This window comes from Mesosutterella porci, assembly GCF_022134585.1.
Taxonomy (GTDB): domain Bacteria; phylum Pseudomonadota; class Gammaproteobacteria; order Burkholderiales; family Burkholderiaceae_F; genus Mesosutterella; species Mesosutterella porci.
In genome coordinates, this window is sequence record NZ_JAKNCT010000002.1 from 20,750 (window position 1) to 34,274 (window position 13,525).

At 58.4% G+C, this 13,525-nt stretch carries 9 protein-coding genes; all 9 read left to right on the top strand.

The genetic code is table 11. The features are described from left to right. Positions 1–127 precede the first annotated feature (127 nt). A complete protein-coding gene (locus MAF45_RS01710) occupies positions 128–1,006 on the top strand; it encodes a reverse transcriptase domain-containing protein (RefSeq protein ID WP_237977828.1) in 879 nt (292 codons plus the stop codon). Then, positions 909–1,187, top strand: a complete 279-nt coding sequence (locus MAF45_RS11380) for a group II intron maturase-specific domain-containing protein (protein WP_237977829.1) — start codon at positions 909–911, stop codon at positions 1,185–1,187. Before MAF45_RS01710 ends, MAF45_RS11380 begins: the two co-directional genes overlap by 98 nt. A gap of 569 nt (positions 1,188–1,756) precedes the next feature. After that, positions 1,757–3,223 (top strand): high affinity choline transporter 1, encoded by a 1,467-nt coding sequence (locus MAF45_RS01720; protein ID WP_237977830.1) that lies wholly within the window; start codon positions 1,757–1,759, stop codon positions 3,221–3,223. Positions 3,224–3,474: 251 nt separating this feature from the next. Further along, a complete protein-coding gene (gene glmU, locus MAF45_RS01725) occupies positions 3,475–4,830 on the top strand; it encodes a bifunctional UDP-N-acetylglucosamine diphosphorylase/glucosamine-1-phosphate N-acetyltransferase GlmU (RefSeq protein ID WP_237977831.1) in 1,356 nt (451 codons plus the stop codon). Between the two features lie 17 nt (positions 4,831–4,847). Next, positions 4,848–6,680 (top strand): glutamine--fructose-6-phosphate transaminase (isomerizing), encoded by a 1,833-nt coding sequence (gene glmS, locus MAF45_RS01730; RefSeq protein ID WP_237977832.1) that lies wholly within the window; start codon positions 4,848–4,850, stop codon positions 6,678–6,680. A 287-nt stretch (positions 6,681–6,967) separates the two neighbouring features. After that, complete coding sequence (locus MAF45_RS01735) at positions 6,968–8,197, top strand: efflux RND transporter periplasmic adaptor subunit (RefSeq protein WP_237977833.1); 1,230 nt, start codon at positions 6,968–6,970, stop codon at positions 8,195–8,197. An 18-nt stretch (positions 8,198–8,215) separates the two neighbouring features. Then, positions 8,216–11,359 (top strand): efflux RND transporter permease subunit, encoded by a 3,144-nt coding sequence (locus MAF45_RS01740; RefSeq protein WP_237977834.1) that lies wholly within the window; start codon positions 8,216–8,218, stop codon positions 11,357–11,359. Positions 11,360–11,373: 14 nt separating this feature from the next. Beyond that, positions 11,374–12,843, top strand: a complete 1,470-nt coding sequence (locus MAF45_RS01745; RefSeq protein WP_237977835.1) for an efflux transporter outer membrane subunit — start codon at positions 11,374–11,376, stop codon at positions 12,841–12,843. Continuing rightward, positions 12,840–13,511: a TetR/AcrR family transcriptional regulator gene (locus MAF45_RS01750; protein ID WP_283206966.1), complete on the top strand. Its 672-nt coding sequence runs from the start codon at positions 12,840–12,842 to the stop codon at positions 13,509–13,511. The genes MAF45_RS01745 and MAF45_RS01750 overlap by 4 nt, the downstream gene beginning before the upstream one ends. Positions 13,512–13,525: the final 14 nt, after the last annotated feature.

Genomic DNA, 13,525 nt, shown 5'->3' on the forward strand with positions numbered 1-13,525 from the left:
AAAGTCGAACGATAGGAAGTAGATCGCCTCCGGCGGCAATGGACGGAATCCGAAACCGAACGAGAGCGGCCAGATGGGTCGAAAGGGCGACGGGGCCTGTGCACTGGACGAACACAGGAGGTAACCAGTGATAACGCTGGAAGAAGTCCTATCACCCGAAAACATGCGCGAAGCATGCCGCAGGGTGATGGCAAACAAGGGAGCCGCGGGGGTTGACGGCATGACCGTCAGACAACTGCCGGCTCACTTTGAAAGACATGGAGCAGGCATCCGCGCGCACATCCGCGAGGGCAGGTATATACCTGCCGCGGTCAGGCGCGTCGACAATCCGAAACCGAACGGGGGCACGCGAATGCTCGGCATCCCGACGGCGCAGGATAGAGTGATCCAACAAGCCATCGCTCAGGTGCTGACTGAGCATTTCGACCCGACGTTTTCGGAATTCAGTTATGGATTCCGCCCCGGGAGGAGTGCCCATCAGGCCGTCGAACAGGCCCAAAGGTACATAGCCGAAGGGTACAGCTGCGTGGTGGAAATGGACCTCGCGAAATTCTTCGATACCGTCAACCATGATCGCCTGATGTCGAAACTGGAAAAGCACATCGAAGACAAGATGCTCCTGAGGCTCATCCGCCGATACCTTCGCACGGGCATCATGACGGAAGGCATGGTACAGGCGAGGGATGAAGGAACTCCGCAGGGGTCGCCGCTCAGCCTGGTTTTGTCCCTGGCCGTTCTGGACGAACTGGACAAATACCTCGAAAAGCGGGGCCTGCGATTTACCCGGTATGCTGACGATAACAATGTTTACGTCAGATCGAGGAGAGCGGGGGAACGAGTGCTCGAGAACTTAATCGCTTTTTATAGAGGGGACGCTCAAGCTGCGAGTCAATCGCGGCAAGAGCGGCGTGTTTCGCCCCAACGGAGCGAAATTTCTCGGCTGCACCTTCGTCGGCACAACAGGTGCGCCCCGCGCGCACCCGAAAAGCTTCGGACGGCTCCGTGACAAACTGAAGGACATCTTCTACTGTGCGCGAGGAACTTCCCTGCACGTAGCCATCGCGCGACTAAACCCAGTCCTGCGAGGATGGAGACAGTACTTCAGACTGAACGAACGCAGGGGCGTCTTCGAGGAACTCGACATTCACATCAGACGACATCTGCGCAAGCTCATAGGGATTGCGTGAGAGAACCCGCGGACGAGAGAGCGAAATCTGATCAGAAGGGGCATAGCCCCCGAAAGAGCATGGAAGAGCTCGGTCAACGGCTGCGGGGCGTGGTGGAATTCGAAAGCCCTCCACATGCGGCAAGCGTTCGACAACAGCTTCTTCAAGCGGATGGGGCTTTTCAGCGTCCTCGAGATGCAGTAAGCCCGCCTCTTAAGTTTGAAAACCGCCCCGGATGCCGAACGGCATGTCCGTAGCCCTCACTGGGGCAATGCGGTGTAGGAGGGAGTGACCGTGAGGTCACTCTCTACCCGATTCCGGGACCATGGAAGACCTGCTTCAGCGAACGAAACGAGGGTGAGCTCCTGTTGCAAATCGGCAACAGAACGCCGCAGGGAGCCGCCTTGAAAAGAGGCGCATCAGTTGCATTGAGCCGACAGATGTCCCATTGTTTGATCTATGTGAAACAAAAGAAGATTTTCCAAGTCCATAGAGCCGTTTCCGAGTCTCATTTTTTGGTGTGATTCTTACAATTCAGCCCGCTTTCAAAAAAATAATTTTTCCCGGCTGCTTTTGGGAGGACACGGGTCATGTCTCTCGTCGGTTTTTTGCTGCTTTACATGGCAGTTTCCATTGGGATTGGTCTTTATGCGGCAACCCGCGTAAAAACGACGGCGGATTATGCGCTGGCCGGCCGGTCGCTGCCGCTTGCAATGGTCATTACAGCTACTTTTGCGACATGGTTCGGTTCGGAAACGGTGCTGGGGCTTCCCGGTCGCTTTATTAAAGAGGGGCTGGCCGGAGTTGTGGAGGAGCCCTACGGTTCCGGTATGGCTCTGATCCTCGTTGGAGCTTTTTTTGCCGGCAAGCTCTATAAGATGAACCTTCTGACCATTGGCAGCTTCTACAGGCATCGCTATGGCCGCGGCATCGAGCTCGCCTGCTCCATATTCATCATTATTTCGTATCTTGGCTGGGTGGCTGCGCAGGTGTCTGCCCTGGGACTGGTCCTGAATCTGGTCACAGAAGGAGCGGTTTCCGTTACCCTGGGGATGATCATCGGCACGTGTGTGGTGCTTTTCTACACCATGTACGGCGGCATGTGGTCTGTGGCCATGACGGATTTTTTCCAGATGATCCTGATCATCGTCGGTCTGGCTGTGATTGCTGTTTTTGCAGGTGATCTTGCCGGCGGGGCGGGCAAAGTGTTTTCGTACGCCGAACAACGAGGGCTGTTCCAAGCTCTGCCTGAACCGACGGCCAGCGGGTGGCTGTTCTGGATTTCTTCCGCGATGACCATGATGATCGGCTCTATCCCCCAGCAGGACGTCTTCCAGAGGGTGATGTCGGCGAAGAACGGCCGGGTCGCTGTGGCCGGCCCCATTATCGGCGGCGTGGTTTACATCCTGTTTGCGTCAGTCCCCATGTTTATCGTTGTGGCGGCCTCCATGATCATGCCCGATGCCGCCGGGCGGATGCTTGACAATGATCCTCAGCATCTGCTTCCCACCCTGGTGCGCGACTATATGCCCATGTGGCTGCGCGTGCTGTTTTTCGGCGCCGTGCTTTCAGCCGTCATGTCAACGGCTTCGGCAACGATCCTGGCCCCTTCGACGACTTTTGTGGAGAACGTCCTGAAAAACTTCACCCACGTCAACGAGAAGCATGAGGTCCGCACCATGAGGCTGACAGTGCTTGCCTTTACGCTTCTGGTGCTGATTTATGCGTTGTCGGTGGAAGGAACGGCGATTTACGACATGGTGGCGATGGCGTATCAGTTCCCGGTTGTCGGCGCGTTCTGGCCCTTGGTGCTGGGCCTTTACTGGAAAAAGGCGACTCGTCTGGGTTGCGCCATATCCATTATCCTGGGAGGGCTGTCGTGGGCAATCCTCACTCTCACCCCCTTGGGGGAAGTCCTGCCAAGCGTCTTGGTGGGCTTCGTTGTGGCGGGAATTGGAATGGTGGTCGGCTCCCTGCTTCCTGTTAGGCAGAATCGGGCTGATGTGGCTGAATGGGAAGCTGAGAGCAAGAGGGTCGAATACCGCCCGGCAGTTTAAAGAAAGAGGTCTGAGGAAGGTCCGGGGCGGCAGGCCCTCGCCGCCCGGGGCTTCAAAGAAACAGCCCGGCGCCGGACCTGCGGGCGTTTTCGCTTCCCGCGGGCCTGCCCCAGTGCGCTTTCTGCGGCTGTGCGCGGCTGACCCGGCTGGGACGACTGCCGGCTCCTTCCTGCCCTGAGAGTTCAAAAACAGGAATCTCTTCCGGGTTTCCCTTTAAAATGCTTGAATTCATTATTTCGCAGGTGCAAAGGATGAACATAGTTATTCTGGCTGCCGGGCAGGGCAAACGAATGCGCTCAGACCTTCCCAAGGTGCTGCAGCCCGTTGCGGGCCAGCCTATGGTCGAGCGGGTGGTCCGAGTGGCGGAAAAGGCTGGCGGGAATCCTGTCGTTGTAGTCATAGGACATGGGGGAGAGCTCGTCCGGCAGCGCCTGTCGGAGCATGCCGGCCTTCGCTTCGCCGTCCAGCCCTGCCAGCAGGGGACGGGCGACGCAGTTCGATGTGCTCTTCCATATCTTGATCCGGCCTGCGGGCAGACCCTGGTGCTGCTTGGCGACGTTCCTCTTATTCGGGAATCGACGATTGAGGGACTCTGCCGTAGGACGGGTGACGGAGTTGGCATTTTGACGGCAGTTCTGGACGACCCTGCCGGATATGGAAGAATCGTTTCCCGGCAGGGGAAGGTGCAGAAAATCGTTGAACAGAAGGACGCCACCGCCGAAGAGCAGAAAATTCAGGAGGTCAATTCCGGGATCATGGTGTTTCCGACCCGGCTCCTCGGGCACTGGCTCTCCGCCCTGAACAATTCGAACGCCCAGGGAGAGTTTTATCTGACCGACGTCATTGGGATGGCTGTAAAGGAAGGGATTCCCGTGGTGTCTTACGCAGTGGATGACTCCCGGGAGGTTCTTGGCGTCAATGACAAGAGGCAGCTTGCTGCGGCTGAGCGCGCCTGGCAGGCCGCGGAGGCCCGCCGGCTGCTTGAGGCCGGCGTAACGCTGGCTGATCCCGGGCGCCTGGATGTCCGAGGCAGCCTGATTTGCGGCAGAGACGTGAGCATTGACGTGGGTTGCGTTTTTGAGGGCGAGGTGAGTCTGGGGGACCGCGTGTCTGTCGGCCCTTACTGCGTTCTGAAGGACACTGTCGTTGCTTCAGATACGACGCTGCAGGCCTTTACGCATGCGGACGGGGCCGGCATCGGCCGCGAAGCCCGGATCGGTCCCTTCACGAGGCTGCGTCCCGGGGCCCGGCTGGCGGATCAGACGCATATAGGGAATTTCTGCGAAATCAAGAAATCGACCATCGGACAGGGCAGCAAGGTCAATCATCTGTCTTATATCGGAGACACGACCATGGGCGCCCGTGTGAATATCGGCGCGGGAACCATCACCTGCAACTATGACGGCGTCAATAAATTTCGGACTGAGATTGGAGACGATGCCTTCATTGGCTCCGACACTCAGCTGATTGCGCCTGTGAAGGTTGGCCGCGGTGCCACTCTTGGCGCGGGAACGACGCTGGCGCATGACGCGCCGGCTGAAAAGCTCACACTCTCTCGCGCGCGGCAGGTCACCATCGATGGCTGGAAACGCCCTGTGAAGAAATAAAGAAAAGGTGAACGAATATGTGCGGAATTATGGCGGCAGCCAGCTGCCGGGACGTCACCCCGATTCTTCTGGAAGGTCTAAGGAGACTGGAATACAGAGGCTATGATTCCTGCGGAATCGCTCTCATTGGCCCCGGTCAGGAGCTGGAGCGCGCACGCACGGTTCGGCGCGTGGCCGACCTCACCAGGCAGGTGCAGGAGGAAGGGCTTGCAGGGAGGACGGGCATCGCCCACACGCGCTGGGCGACGCACGGGGCCCCGGAGGTTCGCAACGCCCATCCTATTGTTTCAAACGGCATGATAGCGGTCGTCCACAACGGGATCATTGAAAACTACTCCGAGCTGAAGCGCGAGCTGGAATCGCGCGGCTATCAGTTTGCAAGCCAGACGGATACCGAAGTCATAGCCCATCTCATTCATTTCTACTATGAGGGGGACCTTCTCAGTGCGGTTTCTCGGGCAGTGTCGCGCCTTCGCGGCAGTTTCGGCATAGCGGTCTGCTGCACGAAGGAGCCTCATGTCGTTGTCGGAGCCCGCCGCGGCTCGCCTCTTGTGATGGGGCTCGGGGAGAAGGAAAATTTCCTTGCTTCGGACGTGATGGCCCTGAGCGGCGTCACGGAGCGCTTTGTGTTTCTTGAGGAGGGCGATATTGCCCGCATCACTCCGGAGTCCGCGGAAATATTCAGGGCGGCCGGAGACGGAAAGCCCGAGCCGGTCTCGCGCCGCATCAAGGTCGTGACGGCCCACGACAACAATGTTGCGCTGGGGCCCTACCGCCACTACATGCAGAAGGAGATTTTCGAGCAGCCGCGCGCGATAGCCGACACTCTGGAAGGGGTGGCAGGCATAGTCCCCAGCATCTTCGGCCCAGAGGCGGAGGGAGTGTTCCGCCGGATACGGAGGATTCTGATACTGGCCTGCGGAACCAGCTACTATGCGGGCCTGACGGCCAAATACTGGATTGAGGCGATTGCGGGCATCCCGTGCGAGGTTGAGATCGCAAGCGAGTACCGCTATCGGATCTCTATTCCGCATGAAGATTCGCTGGTTGTCTGCGTTTCCCAGTCCGGCGAGACCTCGGACACCCTGTCGGCGCTTGCCCACGCCCAGTCGCTGGGGATGAAGCATACCCTTGCAATCTGCAATGTGGCCACTTCCGCGCTCGTCCATAACTGCGAACTCCACTACATTACAAGGGCCGGGGTTGAAATCGGCGTGGCCTCCACGAAGGCCTTCACGACTCAGCTGGCTGCTCTGTATCTGCTCACCCTGGTGCTGGCCAAGCTCCACGGCCGGCTTTCTCTGGCGGAGGAAGAGCAGAGGATGAAGGCCCTCAGGCACATTCCCAGCGCACTTCAGGCAGTTCTCGCCTTGGAGCCCCAGATCATGGCGACGGCGGATATTTTCGCCACCAAGCAGGACGCACTTTTTCTCGGCCGCGGGATGCACTATCCCATTGCTCTGGAAGGAGCTCTGAAGCTCAAGGAAATCAGCTACATCCATGCGGAGGCTTATCCTGCCGGGGAACTCAAGCACGGCCCGCTCGCGCTGGTGGATTCATCCATGCCGGTTGTGGTCGTGGCCCCCAATGACAGCCTTTTGGAAAAGCTGAAGGGAAACATGGCGGAGGTGAGTGCCCGCGGCGGTGAGCTTTACGTCTTTGCCGATGGGGACTCAGCCATCGTGGGCGGGGAGAAAGTGCATGTGCTTAGGCTGCCGGAACATTACGGCGACCTGTCCCCTATCCTTCACGTGGTGGCCCTGCAGTTGCTCGCTTACCACACCGCCCTCATTCGCGGCACGGATGTGGACAAGCCGAGAAACCTTGCTAAATCAGTGACCGTCGAATAACGGTGAGTCCGTATTTCAGCTTCTCCTGTTTTTTACGCGGAGGGCTTCATCGCTTTCTCCCGAGCGAGGCGTTTTCGTCCGAGGCAGAAGCAAGGAAAGCTCGTGCCGTCCAAACGTAAATAAACATAAAGGCAGGCAGGAAGAGGGGGCGGCACGCAAGGTTCTGTGGTATAAATGAACATTCGTTCAGTTTTGTAACAGAAGCTTCTGCGGGCTTTTCCGTGAAAATTTTCTGACATTAATCAAAATAATTGTAGCTAAGCTATTGAAATTCGGAGATTTATATAATGAGCGTTCGACAAGTCTCCCGTCGTACAGCACTCACTTTGTCCGTGATTGCCGTTGCGGTTCTGGCGGCAGGATGCGGGAAGCAGCAGGCCGCCACCCAGACGAAGACACCTCCTGTGGAGGTGACTGTGGTCACGGTGTCGGCCAGGCCCATCCAGGTCGATGAGGAGATCTCGGGGCGCACCGTTGCTTATCGCGTGGCGGAGGTTCGTCCTCAAGTGAGCGGCGTTCTTCAGAAGCGTCTGTTTACTGAAGGTCAAATGGTGAAGGCGGGGCAGCCCCTTTACCAGATTGATGCATCTACTTACCGCGCAAATGAAGCGAGCGCAAAGGCCTCTCTGGCCCAGGCCGAAGCGGAACTGGCTCTGGCTAAAGCCGATGCCGCACGTTCTTCTGCCCTGGTGAAGGTCAATGCCGTTTCCAAGCAGTCTGATGACACCGCCCAGGCCAGAGTGCAGACGGCGGAGGCCTCTGTGAAGTCCGCACGCGCCGCCGTGACCAATGCCCAGATTAATGTTCGTTATACCTCGGTGCTCGCCCCAATCAGCGGAAGAGTCTCAATTTCCGAGGTGACGCCCGGCGCGCTGATGACAGCCTACCAGTCGCAGCGCATGACGGTTATTCATCAGCTCGATCCGATTTACGTCGATGTCCAGCAGACCAACAAGCAGCTTCTGCAGCTGCGCAGGGACATTGCCTCGGGCAAGCTGAAGTCCAACGCTGACGGAACCACTCCCGTCAAAATCATTTTGGAAGACGGAACGGTCTACCCGATCATGGGCCGTCTCACCTTTAGGGGCGTGTCAGTCGGTGAAGATTCCGGAACGGTGACCCTGAGAGCGGTCGTCAGCAATCCCAAGGGCGAGCTGCTGCCGGGCATGTTTGTCCGTGCCTCGCTGCCTGCGGGAAACATGCCCTCCGCCATTACAGTGAGCGCCCGCTCCGTCATGAGGGACATGCGTGGTGACCCGTACGTTTTTGTCGTCACACCGGACAATAAAATCGAGCAGAGAAGCATCAAGACTGGGGCGCTCGTCGGAGGAACCGACTGGGTTGTAGAGTCGGGGCTCAAGGTGGGCGAGAAAGTGGTTTATGCCGGTCTGGATAAAGTCCGCGCCGGGGCCTCTGTCACGGCTGTGGACAAGGACAGCGCACAGGCCGCAGCTCAGAAGCCGTCTGAGGCTTCGCCTGCGGCATCCTCTGCGGCCTCCAGCACGGCGGCCAAGTAAGTCCTCGGGGGAGACGCCATGTCAAGATTTTTTATTGACCGCCCAATTTTTGCCTGGGTGATCGCGCTAGTCCTCATGCTGATGGGGACGCTGTCCATCTTTACCATGCCTGTGTCGCAGTATCCGCAGATTGCGCCCCCGCAGGTGACTGTGGTTGCCAACTACCCGGGCGCTTCTGCTGAGACGCTGCAGAATACGGTCACCCAGGTGATCGAGCAGCAGATGGTCGGCCTCGACGGCCTGATCTACATGAGCAATGAGTCTAACGGAACCGGCAGCATGCAGATGACCCTGACATTTGCGCCGGGAACCAATGCGGATATCGCTCAGGTTCAGGTGAACAACAAGCTCTCAATGGCTGAAGCCATGCTGCCAGAGGATGTGACCAGGCTGGGCATTCAGGTTCAGAAGTCAACGGCGAGCTTCCTGATGGTCGTGTCCTTTACGACCGATGACGGAAGTCTTTCGGTGGCCGATCTGGGCGACTTTCTGGTCAACACGGTGCAGGATCCGCTGTCCCGAATTACCGGCGTCGGACAGACGACGGTTTTCGGCGCTTCCTACGCTATGCGCGTCTGGCTGGATCCCCACAAGCTCTACGCTTATAACCTGACAGCCTCTGACATCACCTCTGCCATTGCAGCTCAGAACGCTCAGGTCACGGCCGGTCAGCTGGGAGGGTTGCCTCACCCGAGCGATCAGCCTGTGGAGCTTAACGCGACAATTACAGCGCAGTCTCTGCTTAAATCGGTGGATGACTTTAAAAAGCTGATTGTCAAAACGACGGAATCCGGCGCGACCGTGCGCCTGGCGGATGTGGCAAACATCGAGCTGGGGCGGCAGTCTTACGACGTGCAGGGCACCTACAACGGCATCCCGTCTTCGGGTATTGCCATTTATCTGTCTGCGGGCGCCAACGCCATCGAAACGGCGGATCTGGTGAAAAAGAAGGTGGCGGAGCTGCAGCCCTACTTCCCGGCCGGCATGAAGGTGGTGTATCCCTATGAGACAACGCCCTTTGTGAAGGCGGCCATGAAGGAAGTGGTGAAGACCTTGATCGAGGCCATCATCCTGGTCGTGGTCGTGATGTATCTCTTCCTTCAGAACTGGAGGGCGACGTTGATCCCGGCAGTTGCCGTGCCGGTGGTGCTGCTGGGCACGTTTGCGGTTCTCAAGTTAACGGGATTCACGCTCAACATGCTGACCATGTTCGGTTTGGTGCTGGCGATCGGCCTGCTGGTCGATGACGCCATCGTCGTGGTCGAGAATGTGGAGCGAGTGATGCGAGAAGACGGAACAGACGCCCGCACCGCCACCATCAAGTCGATGTCCCAGATCACGGGGGCTCTGGTTGGCGTGGCGCTGGTTCTGTCCGCCGTGTTCATCCCGATGGCTTTCTTCGGTGGCTCCACCGGCGTGATTTACCGGCAGTTCTCTATCACCATCGTGACGGCCATGCTCCTGTCGGTTACTGTGGCCTTGTCTCTGTCGCCGGCTCTCTGCGCGTCAATTCTGAAGCCGGTCTCGGACACCCACCATTTTGGGAAGAAAGGGTTCTTCGGGGCCTTTAACCGCGGCTTTGAAAAGGTGTCCAACGACTGCCGGCGCCTTGTTCTGTGGACGCACAATCATCTTTGGATGACTCTCGGCGTCTACGCCCTGATCTGGATTGGGGTTGTGGTCGGCTTTATGAAGTTGCCCGGCTCTTTTGTTCCGGAAGAGGACCAGGGGACGATGATGTTTACCGTCCAGACGCCTGCGGGAAGCGCTCAGGAGCGCGTACAGGAAGCTGAAAAGCAGATCCGCAACTACTTCTTCTCCAAAGAAAAGCAGTATACGGATTCGATTTTCGATGTGGCCGGCTTCTCTCTGGCCGGCGGCGGCCAGAACATGGGACTGGGCTTCGTGAAGCTCAAGGACTGGTCCGAGAGAACGGGCAAAGGGTCTGATCCCCAGTCCATCGCTCTGCGGGCCAATATCGCCATGTCCAAGTACAAAGACGCCCGCATTGTGTTTTTCCCGCCGCCCGCCATTCCAGAGCTGGGCATTGCGGACGGGTTCGATATGTATATCGAAGACCGGTCGGGTCAGGGACATGAAAAGCTGATGCAGGTTCGCAACCAGTTCCTCGCGATGGCGAATAAGGATCCGCGCCTGAGCCTGGTTCGTCCGAATGGCATGGAGGACACGCCGCAGTACAAGCTGGAGATGGATCGTGAAAAACTCCAGTCCTACGGCATCACGCTGAGCAACGCCAACTCGGACCTCAGCACGATCTGGGGTGGAACGTACGTCAACCTGTTTATTGACCGCGAGCGCGTGAAGCGCGTTTACGTTCAGGCCGATCCCCATTTCCGCATGACTCCGGATGACCTGAAGCAGTGGTATGTCCGCAACTCTTCCGGCGAACTCGTGCCCTTCTCCGGTTTCTCCACCGGCAGCTGGTCATTCGGTTCCCCGAGATTGGAGAGGTTTAACGCCAACGCTGCTGTCAACATCCAGGGCAATGCGGCTCCGGGAGTCTCCTCCGGTACGGCTATGGACGCCGTGGAGGAGATCGCCAAGAAGCTGCCCGCCGGGTATTCCATCGAATGGAACGGCGTGTCTTATCAGGAACGCATGGCCAGCCAGGCTGCGGCGCCCCTGTACGCGCTGTCCCTGCTGGTGGTGTTCCTCTGCCTGGCGGCTCTGTACGAGTCCTGGACGATTCCGATCTCCATCCTGCTGGTCGTGCCGACAGGCGTGCTGGGCGCACTGGCGATGACGGGGCTGCTGGGAGGCCACAACGACGTGTACTTCCAGGTCGGCATGCTCACGACGATCGGTCTCGTTTCCAAAAACGCTATTCTGATTGTCGAGTTTGCGAAGATGCTCTATGACGCCGGGGAAGATCTGATTACCGCTTCCCTTGATGCGGTAAAACTCCGCTTCCGCCCGATCGTCATGACTTCGCTTGCCTTCGGGCTGGGCGTTGTTCCGCTGGTCCTGGCGCATGGAGCTGGAGCCGGCGCGCAGAACGCGATCGGCATGGCCGTTTTTGGCGGCATCATTACGGGCACTATCCTGTGCGTGTGCCTGGTGCCCATGTTCTATGTGCAGGTGAACCGCATCTTCAGGACTAAGCGCCGCCAGCTGCCCGACGATAAGGGCGCTGCGGTCTGAGTGGGATGTTGAAAATGAAAAAGAAAACTGTATACGTCTCCCGCCGTGCCTTTTTGGGCCTTGGCGCAGTGTCCTCGGCATTGCTGCTTTCAGGGTGCGTCAACCTGGCGCCGGCTTATAAACAGCCCGCTGCGCCGGCTGAGACCACTGGGCGCTGGGCCGTGGATTCTGCGGCGGCCGGTGTCAAGCAGGCAGAGCTCGTGGTTTGGGAGCAGTTTTTCCTGGACGAAAGGCTGAAGAAGGTCATACGCATGGCCCTGGACAACAACAGGGACCTGCGCAGGGCCATGCTCGAGGTCGAGAGGCTGCGGGCGCTCTATCGCGTGTCGCGGGCGGATCTATTTCCGTCCGTGTCCGCGACGGCTTCAGGCAGTCACGCCAGGTCCTCCGTGGATACGCTCACTCCCGGAGCCTCGCGGATTTCCCATGTCTATGCTGCGGATCTCGCGATGTCCTCTTACGAGATCGACTTTTTCGGACGCATACGCAATTTGAATGAACAGGCGCTGCAGGCTTATCTGGCAGGTGAGGACGCGCATCGGAGTGCCCAGAACACCCTCATCGCGGAAGTGGCCACGATGTGGCTGTCGATTGGGGCGGATCATGCCGCGCTTGATCTGGCCAATACAACGCTTCGCAGTCAGCAGCAGACTTACGCCTTGATGGAAAAGAGCTATCAGTCCGGAACGGCCAACAAGCTTGAACTGTCCCAGTCCCAGCAGACGGTGGCGTCTGCCAAGGCCTCGGTACAGGTTGCTCAGAACAGCCTGACCCAGGACGAAAACGCGCTGCGCCTGCTTGTGGGAGCGGAGGTGCCTCAGGAGCTTCTGCCGCGGCAGATTTCCCTGAAGGCTACGCTTCCTGCTTCGCTTCCGGCGGGGCTGCCCTCCGAGGTGTTGCTGCGCAGGCCCGACATAGCTGAGGCCGAGCGCAACCTCCGTTCAGCCAATGCGAGCATCGGGGTGGCGCGGGCCGCCTTCTTCCCGAGAGTCGCTCTGACGGGATCCATAGGAACTGCCTCTACGGACCTTTCCGATCTCTTCAGCGGCGGCCGGGGCACATGGTCTTTTGCGCCGACGGTTTCCCTGCCGATTTTCCAGGGCGGGGCTAACGTGGCCAATCTTGAGGCTGCGAAGGTTTACCAGAAGGAAATGGTGGCGGCCTATGAAAAGGCGATTCAGTCAGCCTTCCGGGAAGTAAATGACGCCCTGTCTACGGAAAGCACGGTGACCAAGCGGCTGGAGGCTCAGGATGAGCTCGTCAAAGCCTCAGAAACGGCCTACGACCTTGCCATGACCAGATACAAGCGTGGCGTCGACGATTTCCTTTCGGTTCTGGACGCCCAGAGGACGATGGTGGCTGCTCAGCAGACTCAGATTCAGACACAGCTGTCCCGGGCGGCCAGCCTGGTGACGCTCTACAAGGTGCTGGGCGGAGGGCAGGAGATAGAGGTTCCGGTCCGTGGGGACAACAAGGCATCATGAAGGAAGGAGTCAAACGCAGAGGCTCCAAAGCGGCGCAGAGAAGGGGGGAAATTCTGGATGCCGCCCTTCTCTGTTTCCGCGAAAAAGGATTCCACGCGGCCAGCATGAGCTACATTGCCAAGGCCTTTGGAATGAGCGCCGGGCACATTTACAACTACTTCAACAGCAAGGAAGATATCATCGGGGCCTTGGTGGCCCGATGGCTGAAGCAGTACATCAGCGAGACCCTGATAGTTGTAGAGAAAGACCCTGAGATCCAGAAGGAAAGGCTCTACAAAATCGTCTACAGGGAGCTTGATAAAAGAATCAACAGCGGCGACAAGGCTCTGCTGTTTGAAATAGCCGCCGAGAGCCTGCGCAATGAAAAGATCGCCCGGATTATCAGGAGCGCAGAGCAGGAAGCCGCCAACTATCTGACGCAGCAGGTGCTAGAGCGCTACCAGGCCCTGAACCGCAAGCCGCCCAAGGATCTGGTTTACAGGCTTGCCGTTGGAAACGCCATTTTCAACGGCCTTTGCTTTTTGTCCATTTCTAGATCGGACCTTTCCCTTGAGGCCCTGACGCCGATTGTCGTCCAGCTGCTGATGAATTTAGACGGTTTCCCCATCGCAGCCGCTGATGGTTCGGGCTCGAGGCATTCCCCTTCGCCGTCCGGCCAGGGGGAATGAAGGCGCCGCGGCGG

Excerpts from the sequence above, each read along its gene's own strand:
- MAF45_RS01750 (WP_283206966.1), top strand. The coding sequence starts at position 12,840 with ATGAAGGAAGGAGTCAAACGCAGAGGCTCCAAAGCGGCGCAGAGAAGG.
- MAF45_RS01745 (WP_237977835.1), top strand. The coding sequence starts at position 11,374 with ATGAAAAAGAAAACTGTATACGTCTCCCGCCGTGCCTTTTTGGGCCTT.
- glmS (WP_237977832.1), top strand. The coding sequence starts at position 4,848 with ATGTGCGGAATTATGGCGGCAGCCAGCTGCCGGGACGTCACCCCGATT.
- MAF45_RS01720 (WP_237977830.1), top strand. The coding sequence starts at position 1,757 with ATGTCTCTCGTCGGTTTTTTGCTGCTTTACATGGCAGTTTCCATTGGG.
- MAF45_RS01735 (WP_237977833.1), top strand. The coding sequence starts at position 6,968 with ATGAGCGTTCGACAAGTCTCCCGTCGTACAGCACTCACTTTGTCCGTG.
- MAF45_RS01740 (WP_237977834.1), top strand. The coding sequence starts at position 8,216 with ATGTCAAGATTTTTTATTGACCGCCCAATTTTTGCCTGGGTGATCGCG.
- glmU (WP_237977831.1), top strand. The coding sequence starts at position 3,475 with ATGAACATAGTTATTCTGGCTGCCGGGCAGGGCAAACGAATGCGCTCA.